The organism is Pseudomonas parasichuanensis (assembly GCF_021601385.1).
Lineage (GTDB): Bacteria > Pseudomonadota > Gammaproteobacteria > Pseudomonadales > Pseudomonadaceae > Aquipseudomonas > Aquipseudomonas parasichuanensis.
The window spans coordinates 42,836-63,005 of record NZ_BQHO01000020.1; the positions used below are offsets into that span (position 1 = coordinate 42,836).

The following is a 20,170-nucleotide window of genomic DNA, read 5'->3' on the forward strand; positions in this document are numbered from 1 at the left end:
GTGGCATGGGTTACCTGAAAACCATCCTGGGTCTTGCAGTATTTGCCGCAATGCCCGTGGCGTCGGCGCTGGAGGCGGTGCCGGCGCAGCCGTCCGCGCATGCCGCCCAGGCGATGCTGCTGGGGGCCGCCTGGGCCAAGGAACGTGTGGTCGCCGTGGGTGACCACGGCATGGTGCTGGTCTCCGACGACCAGGGGCGCAGCTACAGCCAGGCGCGCGCCGTACCGGTGTCCAGCACCCTGACCGGGGTCAGCTTCGCGGATGCCAGCCACGGCTGGGCCGTCGGGCATTGGGGCGCCATCCTCGCCACCGACGATGGCGGTGAAAGCTGGCGGGTCCAGCGCCTGGCCAGTGACGAGGACAGGCCGCTGTTCGCCGTGCACTTCTTTGACAGCCGGCGGGGTGTGGCGGTGGGGCTGTGGTCGCTGGTGCTGACCACCGACGATGGCGGCGCCACCTGGACCCAACGCACCTTGTCGCCGCCGCCAGGTTCCAGCCGTGCGGACCTCAACCTGATGAACCTGTTCGTCGATGGCCGGGGTGGTCTGTATGCCACTGCCGAACGTGGGCAACTGTTGCGCTCCGATGATCAGGGGCACAGCTGGCGCTACCTGGACACCGGTTATGACGGCACGTTGTGGACCGGCGCCGTGCTGGCCGATGGCGGGCTGCTGGTGGGCGGGCAGCGCGGCACCTTGTTGCGGGGCTCGGCCGATGGCACGTCGTGGCAGCGTATCGCGCTCGACAGCCGCAGCTCGATTACCGCCATTGCGGTGGAGGGGGAGCAGGTGCTGGCGGTGGGGCTGGATGGGCTGCAGGTGCGCAGTGGGGATGGGGGGAAGACCTTCGCGGTGTCGCGCAGCGAGGACGGCGCGTCGCTGACGGCTGCGCTGCCTGGGGGGCGTGATGGGCCTTTGTTGTTTTCCCGGCATGGGGTGGTTGGGCTGGCTTCGCCTTGAGTCTGCTCGGATTGCGGGTGGCTTCGGGGTGTTCGGCGGGAGTGTTGCAGCGCCTGTGAGATCGAGCGCCGCCCGCGCGGCGCATCGCTGGCAAGCCAGCTCCCACATCTGTTTCGGGCCAGTCACTCCTGCAAGCTCACCACTGTCCGCCTTGTTTGTCCGACTCGATTTCGAGGTGCGCGCTGATGACGCTTCACCAGACTTGAGACATGCGCCAAGGCGGGCAGCGGTACCTTCACAGACCTAACTGGCCCGAAACAGATGTGGTAGCTGGCTTGCCAGCGATGCGCCGCGCGGGCGGCGCTCGATCTCGAGAGCGCTGCAAATCTTTCGCCCTGCACCTGGTCGCCACCCCGCAATCCCCCTCCACTCCAAAGCCCCAATTAAATACATAACACTAGTTGCGCTAAATCAAATGCAGCAGTAGAGTCTGAAAAAACAACAACAAGTCGTAGGCGGATGCCATGCGTGCCAGCAGCCTCCCTATGCGCTTGTCGCCCAGCGGATACCCCGCTGACCGGAGAGCGTGCATGAACACTTTCAGCGAAACAAAACAGTCCAACCCAGGCGACCGTTTCCGCCTGCTGGGCGGGTGGGTTGAACGCCCGGCTGACCTGCAACCGGCCCTCGAGGGCGATATCAGCGCCGACGTGGTCATCATCGGCGCAGGCTTCGCCGGCCTCTCGACGGCGCTTGAACTGCGCGCGCTGGGCGCCGATGTGGTGGTCCTGGAACAGGACTTCGCCGGCTTCGGCGCCAGCGGCCGCAATGCCGGGTACCTGGCCGGCAGCATGGGCGTGGAGTTCGAACTGTTCCACAACCGTGTCGGCCTGGAGCAGGCCAGGAAGATGGTCTCGTTCTACGACGAAGGCGTCAGCTATGTGGAACGGCGCCTGCGTGAACTCGACATCGACTGTGACTACAACCCCTCCGGCATCATCCGCGCCGCGGTGCATCCGTCCCAGGAAAAGAAACTGCGCCACAGCATGGCGCTGGGGCATGAACTGGGTTCGGTTACACGGTTCGTCGATGCCGATGAAATGCGCGCCCGCGGCATTCCGCCGGCCTTCCTGTTCGGCTGCACGCAGCACGGCGGCACGCTCGACCCTGGCAAGTACGTCATGGGCCTGCGCCGTGCCGCGCTGCGGGCCGGGGTGCGGCTGTTCGAGCAGACCAAGCTGCTGTCCTACAGCGAAGGCCCGACCATCACCTGCCGCAGCGAGCACGGTAGTGCCCGCGCGCCGTTCATGGTGCTGGCCACCAACGCCTATACCCCGCAGCTGGGTTTGCTGCGCGACAAGGTGGTGCCGCTGCGGGTCTCGGCGATCGAGACCGAACCGCTGTCCAAGGCCCAGCTCAAGACGCTGGGATGGCAGGGCAGGGAAGGGGTCGTCACCCCCCACTGGACCATGGAAAGCCACCGGCTGACCGCGCGTGACACGCTGCTGGTCACCACCAAACAGCTTGGCTATGCCTATGGCTCGGGCACGCCCAACCAGCCTGACACCGCCGCCTACAAGGCCTTGCACCAAGCCCTCGAAGAGCGCTTCCCGACCCTGCGCGGCACCGCCATCCGTGCGTGCTGGAGCGGCTACATCAGCCTGGCCTACGACGCCTTGCCGGTGGTCGGCGCCACCGGCGCCGGGCACAACATTCTCTACACCGCCGGTTGTTCCGGGCACGGCGTCGGCACCCAGTCGATGGTCGGTTACCTGCTGGCCGAGCGCATTGGCGGTATCGAGCACCCGCTGCTGGCGGCGCTGCGCCACAAGACCCCATCGACGCTGCCCGAGCCGCTGCAGTGGTGCGCCATGAAGGCCGCCCTGGCCGGTGTCAACGGGCTGGACCGCCACCTCAATCGCAGAGTCCGTGCGTCCCTCGCACAGTAACTTCCCGCTGCCGGGCCACGGCAGCGGGCTTCCAACCCTGGAGCAACCATGAACAACTTTTCGAACGAGGCCGTCAGGGTGACGGCCTGGGCGGCGATCCTTGGCGGCCTGTTCGCCTACCTGAACGTCGGTTTCATGCTGATGGTGACCCACGGCGACATGACGGTGACCCTGGACGGTGCACAGATGCTCAGCCTGCCTGCGCAGTTCCGGCAGTACTTCAGGCTGTCGATGTTCGCCGACCTGCTGGGCTTCTACCTGCCGTTGCTGGTGATCGGCGGCTACCTGTGGCGGGCATTTCGCGAACAGGCCGGTGCCCTGGGCGACATGGCCGTGCTGGCCATCACTACCTACGTGGTGCTGGGCGTGGTGGGGGCCGGCCTGCAGCTCTCGGTACTCAACCCCCTCGCCGAACTTCACCAGGGCGGCACAGCGGCTGTGCAGGCTGCCGCCGAAGTGGCCTGGACCAGCATCGCGGTGGGCAGCCAGCGGGGGCTTTGGTGGTGCGAGGGGCCAGTCGTGCTGTTCTGGGGGCTGGTCGTCGGCACCCACTTGAAGAACGCCGGTTGGGGCACCTCGATCCTGCTGCCGTTGAAAATCGTTGGCTGGTGTTTCGGCCTGTATTTCATCGCCGGTTTCTTCCCGCAGCTGGAGGCGCTGACCAACGCCTTGCTGGTGATCGTGGTGCTGATCTTCCCGTTCTGGATGGTGCTGTTCGGCCTGCAGTTGCGCCGGCGTTCGCTGCGCCTTGCGCTCGGTGCATGACACCGGCGCCACACCCACAACCGCTTTAAAAGCGCTGCCCGATCACGGGGCGCAATCAAACAACAACAGCGTGAGGCTCCTGGTATGGCTGCAAGGCCCCCCTCCAACACATTCGATCTCAAACGTCGGCAACTGCTGAAGTTTGCCGGCGCCACGGCGGCCGTCGGTGGCCTGGGCCTGCAAGCGACGCTGGCCAGTGCCGCCGAAGGCACGGCCAGCGCCCGCGGCAGCGATGATGGCGTGCTGGATGTCGTGATCATCGGTGCCGGCATGGCCGGACTCACGGCTGCCCGTGACTTGCAGCAGGCAGGCTGCCAGTCGTTCGTGGTGCTGGAGGCACGCAACCGTGTAGGCGGCCGGGTGCTCAACCATGACCTGGGCGGGGGCCAGATCTCCGAAGCCGGCGGCCAGTGGATCGGGCCTGGCCAGACGGCTGTGGCCGACCTTGCACGTGAGCTCCAGGTGGGCACCTTCCCAACCTACTACCAGGGCAAGACCGTGGTGCTTGGCGGGGAAGGGCGGCTTGAACTCGATCTGGAAGGCACCTTCGGCACCGATGAAAGCGTTGGTGCCAAGCTCAGCGAGCTGTCCAGGGCCGTGCCGTCGGGCGCGCCCTGGACCTCGCCGAGGGTTGCCGAGCTGGACAAACTGTCGGTGGGCGACTGGCTGGCCCAGCAAGGCATCAAGCCCGAGGACCGCTCCGGTTGGGACACCAGCCTCACCCTTACGGGCGGCGTGACGCCGGCCAAGATGGGGCTGCTGCATTTTCTGTCGATGATCAATTCGGCGAGCTGCGACTACATGAAGCTCGACTCGATCAAGGACAGCGCCCAGGGCACGCGCTTCGTCGGTGGCTCGCAGCTGTTGTGCACGCGGATGGCCGAGGCCCTGGGTGACAAGCTGCGCCTGGCCTGCCCGGTGCGCGAGATCGCCGACTGGGACCGCGAGGTGGTGCGGCTGACCACCGACAAGGGCGTGGTACGCGCGCGCCGGGTGATCGTTGCGATCCACCCCGCGCTATGCAACCAGGTGCAGTTCACCCCCGCGCTGCCCGAAGGCCGCGCTGCGCTGCAGCGGGCCTGGCCCGCCCACAGCCCGGCGCGCAAGACGGCCATGGTCTATGCCCGGCCGTTCTGGCGCGACAAGGGCCTGAACGGCCACACCATGCAGGTCAAGGGGCAGGTGCTGTGGGCCTGGGACAACTCGCCACCGGGTGGCGAAATCGGTGTGATCAACGCCTTCATCGTCAACGCCATGGTGCCTTCCGACCCTGCTGCCGCGCAGCGCGTGCTGGCAGAAATCTATGCCCGCGCCCTGGGTGACGAGGCCCTGAGCCCCATCGGTTATCACGACCATGACTGGGGGCAGGCCGACCCTTGGAGCCTCACCTGCGTCTCGGCCATCCCTCCCGGTTTCTGGAGCCAGCATGGCGAGTCGCTGCGGCCGGCCTGCGGCAACCTCATCTGGTCGGGTACCGAAACCGCTGAAATCTGGGCGGGCTACATGGACGGCGCGGTGCGCTCGGGTCATCACAGCGCACTGCAGGCGCTCGCTTCGCTGCGCAAGGCTTGAGGGGCAGACATGAAGAAGAAACTGTTGTTGGGCACGGGGCTCGTCCTGGTGTTGCTACTGGCGCTGTTCGGGCGCGACCTGCTGGGCCTGTACCGGCTGCTGGACTTTATCGACACCACCACCCAGGCCTATGAGGCAGAGGGCCCCTGGCCGCATACGGCGGATGCCTGTTACGGCTGCCACGGCAAGCAGGGCACCTCCTTGCATCAACGGTATCCGAGCCTGGCGGGCCAGCCCGCCGAGTACCTGAAAGCGCAGCTGCACAGCTTTGCCAGTGGCCAACGCCTCAACCCGAACATGCAACCCCTGGCGATGAGCCTCACGGAACAGGAAATCCTCAAACTGGCGGACTACTACGCCCGCCAACCGGCGCAGGAAAACGCTGCATTCCAGCCCGACCCGGTGCTGCGCAAGCAAGGGGCCAAGCTGGCAACGGCAGGCGCCTGCATGGCCTGCCACGGCGAGAAGCTGACGGGCCAGGGGCCGTTCCCGCGCCTGGCCGGGCAGGGGGCCGACTACCTGCTGGTGCAGCTGGATGCCTTTGCCCAGGGGCGGCGAGTCGACCCGACCGGGTCGATGAAGGCGATCACCGCAACCTTGTCGGCGCAGGATCGCAAAGCACTTGCCCATTACCTCGCCTCACTGGCCCCCGCGCCGAAATGACGCCCTGACACTTACAAAAAAGAGAATTTCGCTATGGAAACCAGAGATGTTTTCGCTTTGCTCACCTGTGTGCTGCTGGTCGTTTCCGGAGGAACCTACGGCATCAAGTTCCTGCGCAAAGGCAATTTCCTGTTGGGCCTGGAGTGGCTGATCGTCGCGTTTTCCGGCAGCAACCTGCTGATCTTCCTGCTGACCCAGTCGCAGGTTTCCTATGGCATTTCGTTCTTCCTGGATGCCTTCTCCCGAGGTTTCGGCATACCGATCGTGACGGTGCTTGGCCTGATGGCGGTGACCCACAACTTCAAGCCGTCCAAGCTCAAGGATGCAGCCCTGTTCGTCATCACCTTTGCCAGCACCTTCGTCATGATCAAGTCCGATTTCATGGCCAAGCCCTTGCCGTACTTCTATGTGGTCATGTGGGCTGCCTATACGGTCTACCTGGTGTACTTCATCGGCAGGCTGGCAAGCGCAGGCGAGTACCTGCACGCGCTGGGTGTGACCGTAGCAGGGGCGGCCGCGCTGTTCGTGGCGTGCATCTATGACTTCTATCCCATCCCGGGTGACGACTCCAAGGCGATATTCCTGTCCATCGCCCTGGTCACCTGGTCCTACATGATGATCCAGCTGTACTACGCCTTCTTCGCCCTGGAACGCGCCAAGCAGCAGGCGGTTTACGCGCGCTGATGCAGCCGTTGCACACCCTTGGAATCCCATTCGGAGTACAGCCATGTCCATTGAGCAAGTCGCGCCGGCGGTAGCGCGCATGCGCGAGGTTTTTGCCCTTCAGCGCAAGGCGTTTGCCGACGAGCGTTACCCTTCATTCGAAGCGCGCCGCGCCAACCTGCAGGCGCTCAAGGCGCTGGTGCTGGAGCATGCAGACGCGATCGCGGCCGCCATCTCCAGCGATTTCGGCCACCGTTCCAGCCACGAGACCAAATTGCTGGATATCTTCGGCCTGGTCAGCGAGATCAATCATGCGATCAAGTGCCTCAAGCGCTGGATGAAACCCCGCAAGCGCGGTGTCGGCCTCTGGTTCCAGCCCGGGCGCGCCGCCGTGCTCGCCCAGCCGCTGGGGGTGATCGGCATCGCCGCGCCGTGGAACTACCCCCTGTACCTGACCCTGGGCCCGCTGTGCGGCGCGCTGGCCGCGGGCAACCGCGCCATGATCAAGGTGGCCAGCGACTCAAGCCACTTCGGGCGGCTGATCGCGGACTTGCTTGGCCAGCGTTTCGCCGAGGACCTGGTGGCGGTCATTCAGCCGGGGCCTGGGATCAACGATGGCTTCTCGCGCCTGCCATTCGATCACCTGATCTTCACCGGCTCCCCTGCGGTGGGTCGGCAGATCATGCGTAATTGCAGCGAAAACCTCACCCCGGTCACCCTCGAACTGGGCGGTAAATCGCCAACCCTGGTGGCCCCGGGCTACCCACTGCAGCAAGCCGCCGAAACCATCCTTTGGGGCAAGTGCCTGAATGCCGGGCAGACCTGCGTTGCGCCTGACTATGTGTTTCTGCCGGCCGGCAGTGAGGAAGCGTTTATCGAACACGCCCGGGCGGCGGTCAGCCGGCATTACCCCAAGGCGCTGGCCGACAACCCCGACTACAGCTGCATGATCAATGCCCGCCAGCTGGCGCGGGTCGAGGCGCTGCTGGCCGATGCCCGCGACAAGGGCGCGCGGGTGGTGGCACTGGCCGATGCCGAAGGCGCTCGCCGGGTCGGCAAGCTGGCGCCGCACCTGGTGTTCGACGTGCGCGACGACATGCTGATCATGCAAGAGGAAATCTTCGGCCCAGTGCTGCCGGTGCTCAGCTATCGCCGGCCGGAGGAGGCCGTGGCCTATATCAATGCCCATGAGCGGCCGCTGGCGCTGTACCTGTTCGATGAGGACCAGGGGCGTGTCGAGCAGGTGCTGCGGCAAACGCTGAGCGGCGGTGTGTCGGTCAACAGCGTGATGCTTCACGTGCTGCAGGAGAACCTGCCGTTTGGTGGTGTCGGCAATTCGGGGATGGGCCACTACCATGCCGAAGAGGGTTTCCAGACGTTCAGCAAGATGCGCCCGATCTTCTACCAGGCCAGGCACAACGGCAGTTTCCTGCTCAAACCGCCGTATGGGCGCCTTACCCAGGTCCTGCTGCGCCTGATGTTGCGCTGATGCAAAGGTTGCTGAGACGGGCTGACGATGCTGCTACGAGTTGACGCTACTTCGGTAATCGTCATGCCCTTTTTTGCGCCCTTCGGGGCGCTTTTTTTATCGTGAGCGCAACAGGTCAGCAGCGCCCACCCTGATTACTCGACCTCCTCGACCACCCCCTGGTCCTCACCCAAAAACCCGCCGCTCTGGTGCTGCCACAGCCGTGCATAGGTGCCGTTCTTGCCCAGCAGTTCGGCATGGGTGCCTTGTTCGATGATGCGCCCCTCATCCATGACGATCAGCCGGTCCATGGCCGCGATGGTGGACAGCCGATGGGCGATGGCGATGACGGTCTTGCCTTGCATCATTTCGTCGAGGCTTTCCTGGATGGCCACTTCGACCTCCGAATCCAGCGCGCTGGTGGCCTCGTCCAGCAGCAGGATCGGGGCGTTCTTGAGCATCACCCGGGCGATGGCCACGCGTTGGCGCTGGCCGCCGGACAGCTTGATGCCACGCTCACCCACCAGGGTGTCGTAGCCGCTGTTGCCTTGCTTGTCGCTGAGCTGGCTGATGAAACCATCGGCCTGGGCATTGGCGGCGGCGCTGCGGATCTGCGCCTCGGTGGCGTCAGGGCGGCCGTAGGCGATGTTGTCGCGGATCGAGCGGTGCAGCAGCGAGGTGTCCTGGGTGACCATGCCGATGGCGCTGCGCAGGCTGTCCTGGGTCACTTCGGCGATGTCCTGCCCGTCGATGCGGATGGTGCCGCTGTTGACGTCGTAGAAGCGCAGCAGCAGGTTGATCAGCGTGGACTTGCCGGCACCCGAGCGGCCCACCAGCCCGACTTTTTCGCCGGGGCGGATATGCAGGGTGAGGTCGTCGAGCACCTGGCGTTCGCCGCCATAGTTGAAACTCACCTTGTCGAAGCTCACCGCGCCGCCGCGGGTCTGCAGCACGCCGGCGTTCGGCGCGTCCTGCACCTTGGGGCCGCGGGTGAGGGTGGCCATGCCGTCCTGCACCGTGCCGATGCTCTCGAACAGCGAGGTCATCTGCCACATGATCCAGTGCGACATGCCATTGATGCGCAGCGCCATGGCGGTGATCGCCGCCACCGCACCGGCACCGACCTGGCCTTGGTGCCACAGCCACAGGGCATAGCCGCCGGCACCGAGAATCAGGCCGACCACCAGTGCCTGGTTGACGATCTCGAACTGGCTGACCAGGCGCATCTGGCGAAAGCCGGTGAGCTTGAAGTCTTCCATGGCTGCGCGGGCGAAGTGCGCTTCGCGCTTGGAGTGCGAGAACAGCTTCACGGTGGTGATGTTGGTGTAGGCGTCGGAGACGCGCCCGGTCATCGACGAGCGCGCATGGGCCTGCTCCTGGCCGACTTTGCCCAGGCGGGGCACGAAGTACAGCATCGCCAGCCCGAACAACAGCAGCCAGGCCACGAACGGCAGCATCAGTTGCAGGGCGAAACCGCCGGCCAGGGCAATGATCGCGATGAAGTACACGCCAATGCCGGGAATGATCTCGATGAAGGTGAACAGCACCTCGCGCACCGCCAGCGCGGTCTGCATCACCTTGGTGGTGACCCGGCCCGAGAATTCATCGGAGAAGAACGACAGGCTCTGGCGCAGCATCAGGCGATGGAAGTCCCAGCGCAGGCGCAGCGGCAGGTTGATCGCCAGCACCTGGTGCTGCATCAGGGTGCGCAGCGCCACCAGGCCGATACTGGCCAGCAGCACCAGGCCGATACCCCACAGCACGCGGCTTTCCTCACCGCTTGCGGCGGTGCCGGCCTGCCAGGCCGGAAGCAGGTCGACCACCTGGCCGAGGAAGGAGAACAACCAGGCTTCGTAGATCGATACGCCGGCACTGAACAGCGCAAGGGCCAGGATGTAGCCGCGGGCGCCGCGGGTGCAGGCCCACAGGAAACGCAGCAGCCCCATCGGTGGGGGTGGCACTTCATCGGGCGGGAAAGGGTCTAGCCATCGTTCAAAAACGCGCAGCATTCAGGTCTCCGTATCGGGTAAGTCTAGGTTTCATCCCTTGACCATCGCCCGCAACGCCGCTTTGGCCTCGGGCGTCTGCAGGCGGGCGATGAACGCCAGGCCCTCACGCTCAACCGTAGCAGCCAGTTCCTGGCGATGGGCATCCTTGAGCAATTGCTTGCTGATGCGCAAGGCATCGGCGGGCAGGCGCTGCAGGCGCCGGGCGAGTTTCTCGGCGGCGGCCTGGCATTGCGCGCCATCCTCGAGCAATTCGGTCGCCAGCCCCCACTGCACGGCCTGCTCGCCGCTGAGCAACTGGCTGCACAGCAACACCTGCGCAGCCCGCGCGTGCCCCAGCAGGCGTGGCAGCAACAGGCTGGCGCCGAACTCCGGGCATACGCCCAGCGGCACGAAGGGGGTGCGCAGCTTGGTATCGCGGGTGACCAGCACCTGGTCGCAGTGCAGCAGGAAGGTGGTGCCGATGCCGATCGCCGGGCCCGCCACCGCCGCGATCAGCGGCTTGTCCAGCGCCAGCACCGCCCACATCATGCGGAACACCGGGCTGTCCAGGTCGGTGGGCGGCTGGTCGAGAAAGTCCGGCAGGTCGTTGCCGGCGGTGAAGCACTCGGCGCTGCCGGTCAGCACGATCACCTCGACCTGCGGGTCGTCGTTGGCCGCCTCGAACAGCTCGGCCAGCCGGGTGTACATGGCGTTGGTCAGCGCATTGAGCTTGTCCGGGCGGTTGAGGCGCAGGGTCAGCAGGCCTTCGTCGAGTTCGTGCAGGATCAGGTCGGTCATGGGGCGGCGCCTTGTGTTGTTCTTGTGGTGGGCTTAGAAGGTCGGCGGGGTGATCACCCAGATCACCACCGCATCGACGTCGCCAGGGTTGCCGTAACGGTGCGGCTCCTGGCTGGAAAAACTGAAGCTGTCGCCTTCGCTCAGCTGGAAGTAGCGCTCGCCTACCCACAGCTCGAAGGTCCCGCACAGCAGGTAGCCGGCCTCTTCGCCGTCGTGGCTGTAGCTTTGCTCGCTGTAGGTGCCCGGGGGGAAGCGTGAATGCAGCATTTCCAGCTCGCGGCTGGGCTGCGGGGTGAGCAGCTGGTCGACGATACCGTCCTCGTAATGCACGCTCAGCCGGCTGTTCTTGCGCACCACATAGCCCTCGTCTTCCGGGGCCGTGACCGCTTCGCTGGCGAAGAACCACTGGATGGTCACGCCCAGGGTGCGGGCGATATTGAACAGCGCCGGGATCGACGGGTAGGACAGGTTGCGCTCCAGCTGGCTGATGTAGCCGGCGGTCAGCCCGCTCTGTTCGGCCAGTTCGGCCAGGGTCATGCCGCGGCGCTTGCGCAGGCCGCGGATGCGGGTGCCGAGAAACTGCGGCGCGGTGCTGCCGTCCTCGGCAGGGGGCGGCGCTTTGGCAATATGGCGATTCATGGCGGTTTCCAGTCGGCCCTGCAAAGTCCCGGAGTATAAACAGGCTCACAAGGCGGCGGCGACCTTCAACCCTTCATGGATCGCTTCCTCGGCGGTGCGCGGGGCCAGGCAGTCGCCGATGCGCAGCACCTGTGCGAGGTCCTTGATCTGTTCGGCCAGGGTGTCGACCGGCTGGTGGCCCTGGCACAGCACCAGGGTGTCGATGCCTTCGAAGATCATCGCCTCGCCGCTGGCGGTGTGCTGCAGGTAGACGCTGTTGTCGTCGCAGCCATACAGGCGGGCATAGGGGGTAATGGGGATACCCAGCTTGTGCAGCTCGCCGGCCAGCTGGTCGCGCACATACAGCGGCAGGCTCTCGCCGCAATGGGTGCCGTTGACCGCCAGTTGCACCTGATGCCCGGCGCGCACCAGGCGCTCGGCGATGCCGGGGCCGATCCAGTCGCAGCGCCAGTCCACCACCAGCACCGAGCGGCCGAGCTTGACCTGGTCGCGCAGCACTTGCCAGGCATCGACCACCTGCAGCTCGCCGCCACGCTCGAACGCCGGCCAGTAAGGCTCGGCACCGGTGGCGACGATCACCGCGTCCGGGCGTTCGCGCTCCACCAGGGCGCGGTCGACGCGGGTATTGCGCACCACCTCGACCCCGGCCAGTTGCATCTCCCGTTGCAGGTTGGTGCTGGCGCCGCCGAACTCGCTGCGCCGGGGTAGCAACTGCGCCAGCAGCACCTGGCCGCCCAGTTGCGCGCTGGCTTCATACAGCGTCACCTGGTGCCCGCGCGCCGCCGCCACGGCGGCGGCCTTCATCCCGCCGGGGCCGCCGCCGACCACCATGACCCGTTTGCGCACGCTGGCCGGGGGCAGGTTGGCGTACTGTTGTTCGCGCCCGGTTTCCGGGTGCTGGATGCAGGAGATCGGCAGCCCGCGATGGAAGTGGCCGATGCACGCCTGGTTGCAGGCGATGCAGGCGCGTACGTCCTCGGCGCGGCCGCTGTCGGTCTTGTTCGGCATCTGTGGGTCGCAGATCAGCGCGCGGGTCATGCCGCACACGTCGGCCTGGCCGCGGGCGAGGATCAGTTCGGCTTCCTGGGGCTGGTTGATCCGCCCGGTGACGAACAGCGGGATCTGCAGGCGCGACTTGAAGGTGCCGGCTTCGCGGGCCAGGTAAGCCGCCTCGATGGCCATCGGCGGGACGATATGGATCGCGCCGCCCAGCGAGGCGGAGGTGCCGGCGACGATATGCACGTAGTCCAGGCTCGCCTGCAGGGCCTGCACGGCCTCCAGCGACTCGCCCTCGGTAAGGCCCTCGGCATCGCGTTCGTCGGCGCTGATGCGCAGGCCGACGATGAACTGCTCGTCGGTGGCGGCGCGCACGGCTGCAAGGATCTCGCGCAAGAAACGCAGGCGCTGTTCGAGGTCGCCGTTGTAACCGTCGCTGCGGCGGTTGACCCGCGGGTTGATGAACTGCGCAGGCAGGTAGCCATGGCTGGCGACCACCTCGACACCGTCTATGCCGGCCTGGTGCAGGCGCCGCGCGGCGGCTGCGTAGCCGGCGACGATCTCGTCGATCATCGCCTGGTCGAGCTCGCGCGGCATCACCCGGAAGCGCTCGTTGGGCACGGCGGAGGCGCTGTAGGCGACCGCCAGCAGGCCGTCGGCGGACTCCATGATCTCGCGGCCCGGGTGGAAGACCTGCGACAGCACCACGGTGCCCTGGGCGTGGCACACCTCGGCCAGACGCCGGTAGCCGTCGATGCAGGCATCGTCGGTGGCCATCAGCACATGGGAGGTGTAGCGGGCGCTGTCATGCACCCCGGCCACCTGCAGCACGATCAGCCCGACACCGCCTTCTGCACGGGCTTGGTGATAGGCGATCAGTCGCTCGTTGACCAGGTTGTCGGTGGGCATGGAGGTGTCGTGGCCGCTGGACATGATGCGGTTTTTCAGGCGCTTGCCACGAAGCTGCAGCGGTTCGAACAGGTGCGTGAAGGCGGTCGACATACGGGCAGGCTCCAGCGGGGTGTTGTTGTTTTTTTCTTATAAAAGTGTACCCATAGTAAAAAATCAACTTGTTTTTTTACTGGTCGTTGTCTAGTTTCGACAACACCCCCGCCTCAGGGGCGAACCTCACAAAAACAACAAAGAGGGTCCATCGATGAGCGCTTTTGCACGAAAACCCGGGATGTACGCGGTGCTGTTGTGGCTGGGCCTGGGCAGCGCCCAGGCGGCGTCGGACATGGTGGTGGTGGGCTATGGCGGTGCCGGGCAGAAGGCCCAGGACGTGGCGTTGTTCCAGCCGTTCAGCGCCCAGGACAAGAGCAGGCTGATGCAGACCGAGTACAACGGCGAGATGGCGCGGATCAAAGTCATGGTCGACACCGGCAGCGTGGACTGGGACGTGGTGCAGATCGAAGGCCCCGACCTGCTGCGTGGGTGTGATGAAGGCATGTACGAGCGGCTGGATTGGAACACGCTGGGCCACAAGGACCAGCTGATTGCCGACGCCGCGCAGGAATGCGGCTCGGCGGCGCTGGTGTGGAGCGTGGCGATCGCCTACGACCGTAACAAGCTGGCCCAGGCGCCGACCTCCTGGGCCGACTTCTGGGACGTGAAGAAGTACCCGGGCAAGCGCGGCCTGCGCAAGCGCGCGGTGTACAACCTGGAGTTCGCCCTGCTGGCCGACGGGGTCAAGGTAGAAGACGTGTACAAGGTACTTGCCACCCAGGCAGGCGTTGACCGCGCGTTCGCCAAGCTGAGCGAGCTCAAGCCCAGCATCCAGTGGTGGGAGGCGGGCGCCCAGCCGCCGCAATGGCTGACCGCCGGCGACGTGGTGATGACCTCGACCTACAGCGGCCGCATCGCCGCCGCCGCACAGAACGGCAGCCCGCTGGCGCTGGTGTGGCCGGGCAGCCTGTACGGCATGGACTATTGGGCGATCATCAAGGGCTCGAAACATGTGCAGCAGGCCGAGCGGCTGATTGCCTACACCAACCAGCCCGAGGCGCAGGTGCGTTACGTCGAACAGATTCCCTATGGCCCGACCAATACCCAGGCAGCCGCCGCACTGGCGCCGGAGCTGGCCAAGTGGGTGCCGACCTCGAAGCAGAACCTGGAAGGCGCCCTGGCCATGAACGTGGAGTTCTGGGTCGATCATGGCGAGGAACTGGAGGAACGCTTCAACGCCTGGGCTGCCAGCAAGTAACCCATCGCGGCTGGACAGTGTCCATACTCTCCAGCCGCCCATCACCAACCTGGAACCCGTGACCATGCCTACCGAACAACACCTGCGCGAGGAGCTGGCGGCCTGCTACCGGCTGATCGCGCACTTTCGCATGACCGACCTGATCTTCACCCATATCTCGGTACGCCTGCCGGGGCCCGAGCATCATTTCCTGATCAACCCCTACGGCTTGATGTTCGATGAAATTACTGCCTCCAACCTGGTGAAGATCGACCTGCACGGCCATGCCGTCGAGCCTTCGCCTTACCCGGTGAACCCGGCGGGTTTCGTCATCCACAGTGCCATCCATGGCGCCCGCGAAGATGCGCAGTGCGTGCTGCATACCCACACCCGCGCCGGTTGTGCGGTGGCGGCGCTGGAGTGCGGGTTGCTGCCGGTGAACCAGATCTCGATGGAGTTCTACGGCAAGGTCGCCTACCACGACTACGAAGGCGTGGCGCTGGACTTGAGCGAGCAGCAGCGGCTGGTGGCGGACCTGGGGCAGCAGCCGGTGATGATCCTGCGCAACCACGGCCTGCTCACCGTGGGGCGCAGTGTGGGTGAGGCTTTCATGCGCATGTACTACCTGGAAAAAGCCTGCGAGATCCAGCTGGCTGCCCAGGCCAGCGGCAAGCTGGTGTTGCCGCCCCACGCGGTGTGCGCGCATACCGAGCGGCAGTTCAATGACCCCAGGCGGCCGTTGGAAGAGGGCCAGCTGGCCGATCCGGACGCGATGCAGTTGGCCTGGGCGGCGTTGTTGCGGATGCTGGACAAGGTGGCGCCAGGCTATCGCGATTGAACAACTGTCTTGCATTGCCTTTTCTGGCCTCATCGCTGGCAAGCCAGCTCCCACATAGATCGCGCTTCCCTGTGGGAGCTGGCTTGCCAGCGATGAGGCCAGCACAGGCAGTACAAAACATTGGCTCCCACTGGCTTTTGTACACGGGGTTTCGCCAGCCGTCTGACTTGCTATACAGTCGTTCAACTGCATATCCCGCCACGAGACCCACCCCATGTCCCAGGAAGCCCGCTTCAGCCGCATGCTCCCCGAACTGCGCAAGGCCAATCTGGTCGAGGCTACCCTGGCCTGCCTGAAACGCCATGGCTTCCAGGGTGCATCGATCCGCAAGATCTCCGCCGAGGCCGGTGTTTCGGTCGGGCTGATCAGCCACCACTATTCCGGCAAGGACGAACTGGTCGCCGAAGCCTACATGGCCGTCACCGGCCGGGTGATGCAACTGCTGCGCGAGGCCATGGACCAGGTGGCGCCCAACGCCCGTGAGCGCCTGTCGGCGTTCTTTCGCGGCTCGTTCAGCGCCGAGCTGCTCGACCCGCAACTGCTCGACGCCTGGCTGGCGTTCTGGGGCGCGGTGAAAACCGCCGAGGCGATCAACCAGGTGCACGACCACTCCTACGGCGAATACCGCCGCGAGCTGCGCAGCCTGCTCAGCGAGCTGGCGCGGGAGGAGGGCTGGGCGCGCTTCGACGCCGACCTGGCCGCCATCAGCCTGAGCGCGTTGCTCGACGGCCTGTGGCTGGAGTCGGGCCTGAACCCGGGCACCTTCACCCCGGCCCAGGGCGTGCAGATCTGCGAAGCCTGGGTCGACGGCCTGCAAGCCGGCGGTCGGCAACGCTTCACCCTGCCGGCCGAGGGCTGTTGATCGACCGTTCAGCAATCGTTAGTCTTGGCCCACTCTAATAAGAAACACGCCCACGGGCGACTCAGGACCAAACGCAATGACCTCTCGGGTACTGATCGTCGACGACGATCCGCTGATTCGTGATTTGCTCCAGGCCTACCTGTCCCAGGAAGGCTATACCGTCCACTGCGCCGCCACCGCGGAGCAGGCCGAGGCCCTGCTGGCCGAGCAGCCGGTGGAGCTGGTGATGCTGGATATCCGCCTGCCGGGCAAGGACGGCCTGACCCTGACCCGCGAACTGCGGGTGCGTTCCGAGGTGGGGATCATCCTGATCACCGGCCGCAACGACGACATCGACCGTATCGTCGGCCTGGAATGCGGCGCCGACGACTACGTGAGCAAGCCGCTCAACCCCCGCGAGCTGGTGTCGCGGGCCAAGAACCTGATCCGCCGCGTGCGCCATGCCCAGGGCACCCGGCCCGCCACCCAGGCATCTGCTGCCCTCAAGCAGTTCGGCGAATGGGCACTGGACTGCGACCGGCGCCGGTTGATCGATGCGCAAGGCGGCGAAACCCTGCTGACCCACGGTGAGTTCCAGCTGCTCAGCGTGTTCCTGCGCAACAGCGGCCACACCCTGAGCCGCGATCAACTGATGGACCAGATCCGCAACCGCGAGTGGGTGCCCAACGACCGTTCCATCGACGTGCTGGTCGGCCGCCTGCGGCGCAAGCTGCACGACGACCCCGCCGAACCCGAGCTGATCATCACCATCCACGGCGCCGGTTACCTGTTCACCGCCAGCGTGGCGGCGTGACCCGGCGCCTGCTCGGCCTGCTGGTGCTGCTGTTCAGCGGCGCATTGCAGGCCGCCGAAACCGTCCGTTACTGCGATTACCCGGTCTACCCGCCGGTGTCCTGGAGCGATGGCAAGCAACCGCGCGGCCTGGCGCCGACGGTGGTGCGCGAGCTGTTCGGGCGCCTGGGCTACAAGGTTGAGATGGTGGTGCTGGGCAACTGGCAGCGTTGCCTCTTGGACGCCGCCGAAGGGCGGGTGGACGTGGTGCTGGCCTATGCCTCGGAGCAGCGTGCGCAGTCGATGCGTTTTTCCCAGGTACCGGTGCTGCGTGAAGAGGTGGCGGTGTTTGCCAACCGCCAGCGGCCGCTGACGTTCAACACGCTCGAAGACCTGGCCCGGTACCGTGGCGGGCTGCTGTTCGGCGAAAGCTACGGCGCCGAGTTCGACCGTTTCGTGGCGAAGCACCAGAACATCGAATGGGTATCGGACAGCGGGCAGAACTTCGGCAAGCTGATCCGCGGGCGCATCGACTTCGTGATCCAGGAGCGGCGCACCGGCCAGCTGTTCGTCGAGCACCTGCCCGGTGCCCGGGACATCGTTGCACTGGGGCCTGCGCTGAGCGTCGATTACCTGCGCGTGGCGGTGTCGCGCCACTCGCCCCTGAGTGAGCACATGAACGAGATCGACGAGCAACTGCAGAAGATGGCCGATGCGGGCGAGCTTGAGCGCTGGCTGCATGAAAGCGAGGTCACCTACCGCGACATGGTCAGGCAGCCATGAGCCGCCTGCAACCGGGTGGCCTGCTGCGTCGGCTGCTGCTGTTCATTCTGCTTTTCAGCCTGTGCTTCACGGTGCTGGCCAGCAGCGTGCAACTGTACTTCGAGTATCGCCGCGAAATGCGCGACATCGATGGGCGCATGGAGCTGATCCGTGCCGGTTACCTGGCCAGCCTGGAGCGCAGCCTGTGGGACCTCAACCAGGAGCAGCTGAACGTGCAGTTGCGCGGGCTGGTGGACTTCTCCGATGTGGCGCGGGTGCGCCTGAACAGCGACGACTTCACCCTGCAGCAAGGGGACCCGGCGCCAACGGGGCCGTTGCGGGTCGAGCGCTTTGCCCTGGATTTCCAGCCGCCTTCCGGGCCTGCGCGCCATCTGGGCGAGCTTGAGGTGAGCATCGACCTGGGCGCGGTGCACCGGCGGCTGTTCGCCACCGGCCTGACCAGCCTGCTGTGGATGAGCGTGTTCCTCTGCGGGTTGGCGCTGGCGTTGTCCGGGCTGTTCTACCGGCTGGTGACCCGCCACCTGCAGGTGATGGCCGACTTCGCCCGGCGCATTGGTGCCGGGCAGTGGCATGAGCCGCTGCGCCTTAACAAGCGCCGCTCACCGCACCCGGACGAGATCGACAGCGTGGCCCTGGCGCTGGACGACATGCGCCGGGCGATCCTCAGCGATATCGAGCGCCGCGAGACCGATCGCCTGGCCCTGCAGGACAACCGCGACGAACTGCAGAAGCAGGTCGAGCGGCGCACCGCCAGCCTGTTGCGTGCCAAGGACGACGCCGAGGCGGCCAACCTGGCCAAGTCGCGCTTCCTCGCCACCATGAGCCACGAGCTGCGCACGCCGCTCAACGGCATCCTCGGCATGGCCGAACTGCTGCGCGACGCTGGGTTGGCGGCGGCGGATCGCAAGCGCCTGGAGGCGCTGTACAAGGCGGGCGAAGGGCTGCTCGGCATCCTCAACGAGGTGCTCTATTTTGCCCGCCTCGAAGAAGGCGAAAGCCACCCGGAAACCGTGGGTTTCTCCCTGCGCCAGCTGTGCGACGAAGTCCTGACCCTGCTCGAACCCAGGGCCCTGGCCAATGACAGCGTGGTGCTGTGCCGTATCGACCCACAGTTGGCGGCACACCAGCGCGGCGCCGAGCAGTACCTGCGCCAGGTGCTGAGCAACCTGCTGGCCAATGCGATCAAGTTCACCGAGGGCGGCGAGATTCTGGTGGAGGTGCAGGTGCTGCGCGAAGCAGCCGGCCGCCAGCACCTGCGGCTGAGTGTCAGCGACGATGGCATCGGTATCTGCGAGGCGATGCAGCCGAAGATCTTCGACCGCTTCGTCCAGGCCAGCGAGGCGGTGGCGCGGCGTTATGGCGGCACGGGGCTGGGGTTGGCGATCAGCAAGCACCTGGTCGAGCAGATGGGCGGGCAGATCGGCGTGCGCAGCCGCGAGGGGGAGGGCAGTTGCTTCTGGTTCGAGCTGGACCTTGAAGTCGTGAAGCAGGCCGAGGCGTTGCCGGCTGCCGTTGCAAGCATGGCGCCCCTGGACATTCTGGTGGTGGAGGACGTAGCGCTTAACCGCGAGGTGGTACGCGGGTTGCTTACGCGTGACGGCCACCGTGTGTGGTTGGCCGAGGACGCCGAGCAGGGGCTGGAACTGTGCGCACAACGGCGCTTCGACCTGCTGCTGCTGGATGTGCACTTGCCGGGCATCAGCGGCGTGGCGCTGTGCCGGCAGGTGCGCGCGGGCGATACGCCCAACCGCGACACGCGCATCCTGGCGCTGACCGCCAGTGTCCAGCCGGGGCTGGTGCGCGCCTACCTGGATGCCGGCATGCAAGGCGTGCTGGGCAAGCCGCTCAAGCTTGCCAGCCTGCGCCAGGCGCTGGCCGGGCAGGATCATCCCGCGCCGCCGGCGACGCCCGGCTGGCTGGACCACGATCTGCTCGACACCCATCGCACCCTGCTCGGCGAGCAAAAGCTGCAAGGCCTGCTGGCCGGCCTGCGTGACGCGCTGCACCAGCAGCGCCAGGCACTGCTCGAAGCGGTCGAGGCGGGTGACTGCACCGAGGTGACTCACCTGGCCCATCGGCTGGCGGGCAGCAGCGACTCCATGGGGTTCTGCGGGCTGGCGGCCACATTGCGCAGCCTCGAAGCGCACGCCCTGGCGCGGGATAAAGCTGCGGTGCAGGCCATGGGCGCAGCACTGCGCGAGCAACTGCTGCGCGCCGAACACAGCCTGGCTGAACTGCTGGCCGCCTGAGCGACAAAAAACTTACGACTTTTTACATCTTCGATCTTTACGGTCAATCGGGCCTTACATCGCTTTCCAATAATCGGGGCAGCCG

Annotated in this window: 17 protein-coding genes; 13 read left to right on the forward strand and 4 right to left on the reverse strand. The window is 65.9% G+C overall.

Features of this window, described 5'->3' with window-relative positions; genetic code table 11:
• Window positions 1–5 precede the first annotated feature (5 nt).
• From L6D77_RS16645 to L6D77_RS16675, 7 genes are all read left to right on the forward strand, one after another.
• Window positions 6–959, forward strand: a complete 954-nt coding sequence (locus L6D77_RS16645) for a WD40/YVTN/BNR-like repeat-containing protein (RefSeq protein ID WP_232884487.1) — start codon at window positions 6–8, stop codon at window positions 957–959.
• 530 nt (window positions 960–1,489) lie between these two features.
• Window positions 1,490–2,848 carry an NAD(P)/FAD-dependent oxidoreductase gene (locus L6D77_RS16650; protein ID WP_232884488.1) on the forward strand — a complete coding sequence of 453 codons (1,359 nt, stop codon included), beginning with the start codon at window positions 1,490–1,492 and terminating at the stop codon, window positions 2,846–2,848.
• Window positions 2,849–2,896: 48 nt separating this feature from the next.
• Window positions 2,897–3,613: a division/cell wall cluster transcriptional repressor MraZ gene (locus L6D77_RS16655; RefSeq protein WP_232884489.1), complete on the forward strand. Its 717-nt coding sequence runs from the start codon at window positions 2,897–2,899 to the stop codon at window positions 3,611–3,613.
• Between the two features lie 84 nt (window positions 3,614–3,697).
• Window positions 3,698–5,185, forward strand: a complete 1,488-nt coding sequence (locus L6D77_RS16660) for a flavin monoamine oxidase family protein (RefSeq protein ID WP_232884490.1) — start codon at window positions 3,698–3,700, stop codon at window positions 5,183–5,185.
• A 9-nt stretch (window positions 5,186–5,194) separates the two neighbouring features.
• Window positions 5,195–5,848 (forward strand): c-type cytochrome, encoded by a 654-nt coding sequence (locus L6D77_RS16665; RefSeq protein WP_232884491.1) that lies wholly within the window; start codon window positions 5,195–5,197, stop codon window positions 5,846–5,848.
• Between the two features lie 33 nt (window positions 5,849–5,881).
• Complete coding sequence (locus L6D77_RS16670; RefSeq protein WP_232884492.1) at window positions 5,882–6,532, forward strand: hypothetical protein; 651 nt, start codon at window positions 5,882–5,884, stop codon at window positions 6,530–6,532.
• Between the two features lie 43 nt (window positions 6,533–6,575).
• Window positions 6,576–8,000, forward strand: a complete 1,425-nt coding sequence (locus L6D77_RS16675) for a coniferyl aldehyde dehydrogenase (RefSeq protein WP_232884493.1) — start codon at window positions 6,576–6,578, stop codon at window positions 7,998–8,000.
• 134 nt (window positions 8,001–8,134) lie between these two features.
• Here L6D77_RS16675 and L6D77_RS16680 read toward each other — a convergent pair whose 3' ends face one another.
• Genes L6D77_RS16680 through L6D77_RS16695 form a run of 4 tightly spaced genes read right to left on the reverse strand, consistent with a single transcriptional unit; the run spans window position 8,135 to window position 13,402 of the window.
• On the reverse strand, window positions 8,135–9,988 hold the full coding sequence (locus L6D77_RS16680; RefSeq protein ID WP_232884494.1) for an ABC transporter ATP-binding protein: 1,854 nt from the start codon (window positions 9,986–9,988) through the stop codon (window positions 8,135–8,137).
• A 30-nt stretch (window positions 9,989–10,018) separates the two neighbouring features.
• On the reverse strand, window positions 10,019–10,765 hold the full coding sequence (locus L6D77_RS16685) for an enoyl-CoA hydratase-related protein (protein WP_232884495.1): 747 nt from the start codon (window positions 10,763–10,765) through the stop codon (window positions 10,019–10,021).
• Between the two features lie 33 nt (window positions 10,766–10,798).
• Window positions 10,799–11,404 (reverse strand): cupin domain-containing protein, encoded by a 606-nt coding sequence (locus L6D77_RS16690; protein WP_232884496.1) that lies wholly within the window; start codon window positions 11,402–11,404, stop codon window positions 10,799–10,801.
• A 45-nt stretch (window positions 11,405–11,449) separates the two neighbouring features.
• The gene (locus L6D77_RS16695; protein ID WP_232884497.1) at window positions 11,450–13,402 is read right to left on the reverse strand and encodes an oxidoreductase; all 1,953 of its coding nucleotides are present in this window, start codon (window positions 13,400–13,402) and stop codon (window positions 11,450–11,452) included.
• Window positions 13,403–13,556: 154 nt separating this feature from the next.
• On the opposite strand from L6D77_RS16695, the gene L6D77_RS16700 reads away from it, so the two are divergent.
• The 6 genes from L6D77_RS16700 to L6D77_RS16725 all read left to right on the forward strand — a co-directional run bounded on the left by L6D77_RS16700 (window position 13,557) and on the right by L6D77_RS16725 (window position 20,085).
• Window positions 13,557–14,603, forward strand: a complete 1,047-nt coding sequence (locus tag L6D77_RS16700; RefSeq protein WP_232884498.1) for an ABC transporter substrate-binding protein — start codon at window positions 13,557–13,559, stop codon at window positions 14,601–14,603.
• Window positions 14,604–14,667: 64 nt separating this feature from the next.
• Window positions 14,668–15,420 carry a class II aldolase/adducin family protein gene (locus L6D77_RS16705; protein ID WP_232884499.1) on the forward strand — a complete coding sequence of 251 codons (753 nt, stop codon included), beginning with the start codon at window positions 14,668–14,670 and terminating at the stop codon, window positions 15,418–15,420.
• Between the two features lie 214 nt (window positions 15,421–15,634).
• Window positions 15,635–16,282 (forward strand): TetR family transcriptional regulator C-terminal domain-containing protein, encoded by a 648-nt coding sequence (locus tag L6D77_RS16710; RefSeq protein ID WP_232884500.1) that lies wholly within the window; start codon window positions 15,635–15,637, stop codon window positions 16,280–16,282.
• 76 nt (window positions 16,283–16,358) lie between these two features.
• On the forward strand, window positions 16,359–17,075 hold the full coding sequence (locus tag L6D77_RS16715; RefSeq protein ID WP_232884501.1) for a response regulator: 717 nt from the start codon (window positions 16,359–16,361) through the stop codon (window positions 17,073–17,075).
• Window positions 17,072–17,836 carry a substrate-binding periplasmic protein gene (locus tag L6D77_RS16720; RefSeq protein WP_232884502.1) on the forward strand — a complete coding sequence of 255 codons (765 nt, stop codon included), beginning with the start codon at window positions 17,072–17,074 and terminating at the stop codon, window positions 17,834–17,836. The genes L6D77_RS16715 and L6D77_RS16720 overlap by 4 nt, the downstream gene beginning before the upstream one ends.
• Window positions 17,833–20,085 carry an ATP-binding protein gene (locus L6D77_RS16725; RefSeq protein WP_232884503.1) on the forward strand — a complete coding sequence of 751 codons (2,253 nt, stop codon included), beginning with the start codon at window positions 17,833–17,835 and terminating at the stop codon, window positions 20,083–20,085. Before L6D77_RS16720 ends, L6D77_RS16725 begins: the two co-directional genes overlap by 4 nt.
• The last annotated feature ends 85 nt before the right edge of the window (window positions 20,086–20,170 follow it).

What these genes read in the sequence shown, in the direction of transcription:
- L6D77_RS16645 (WP_232884487.1), top strand. Translation starts at nt 6, where the DNA reads ATGGGTTACCTGAAAACCATCCTGGGTCTTGCAGTATTTGCCGCAATG.
- L6D77_RS16650 (WP_232884488.1), top strand. Translation starts at nt 1,490, where the DNA reads ATGAACACTTTCAGCGAAACAAAACAGTCCAACCCAGGCGACCGTTTC.
- L6D77_RS16655 (WP_232884489.1), top strand. Translation starts at nt 2,897, where the DNA reads ATGAACAACTTTTCGAACGAGGCCGTCAGGGTGACGGCCTGGGCGGCG.
- L6D77_RS16660 (WP_232884490.1), top strand. Translation starts at nt 3,698, where the DNA reads ATGGCTGCAAGGCCCCCCTCCAACACATTCGATCTCAAACGTCGGCAA.
- L6D77_RS16665 (WP_232884491.1), top strand. Translation starts at nt 5,195, where the DNA reads ATGAAGAAGAAACTGTTGTTGGGCACGGGGCTCGTCCTGGTGTTGCTA.
- L6D77_RS16670 (WP_232884492.1), top strand. Translation starts at nt 5,882, where the DNA reads ATGGAAACCAGAGATGTTTTCGCTTTGCTCACCTGTGTGCTGCTGGTC.
- L6D77_RS16675 (WP_232884493.1), top strand. Translation starts at nt 6,576, where the DNA reads ATGTCCATTGAGCAAGTCGCGCCGGCGGTAGCGCGCATGCGCGAGGTT.
- L6D77_RS16680 (WP_232884494.1), bottom strand. Translation starts at nt 9,988, where the DNA reads ATGCTGCGCGTTTTTGAACGATGGCTAGACCCTTTCCCGCCCGATGAA.
- L6D77_RS16685 (WP_232884495.1), bottom strand. Translation starts at nt 10,765, where the DNA reads ATGACCGACCTGATCCTGCACGAACTCGACGAAGGCCTGCTGACCCTG.
- L6D77_RS16690 (WP_232884496.1), bottom strand. Translation starts at nt 11,404, where the DNA reads ATGAATCGCCATATTGCCAAAGCGCCGCCCCCTGCCGAGGACGGCAGC.
- L6D77_RS16695 (WP_232884497.1), bottom strand. Translation starts at nt 13,402, where the DNA reads ATGTCGACCGCCTTCACGCACCTGTTCGAACCGCTGCAGCTTCGTGGC.
- L6D77_RS16700 (WP_232884498.1), top strand. Translation starts at nt 13,557, where the DNA reads ATGAGCGCTTTTGCACGAAAACCCGGGATGTACGCGGTGCTGTTGTGG.
- L6D77_RS16705 (WP_232884499.1), top strand. Translation starts at nt 14,668, where the DNA reads ATGCCTACCGAACAACACCTGCGCGAGGAGCTGGCGGCCTGCTACCGG.
- L6D77_RS16710 (WP_232884500.1), top strand. Translation starts at nt 15,635, where the DNA reads ATGTCCCAGGAAGCCCGCTTCAGCCGCATGCTCCCCGAACTGCGCAAG.
- L6D77_RS16715 (WP_232884501.1), top strand. Translation starts at nt 16,359, where the DNA reads ATGACCTCTCGGGTACTGATCGTCGACGACGATCCGCTGATTCGTGAT.
- L6D77_RS16725 (WP_232884503.1), top strand. Translation starts at nt 17,833, where the DNA reads ATGAGCCGCCTGCAACCGGGTGGCCTGCTGCGTCGGCTGCTGCTGTTC.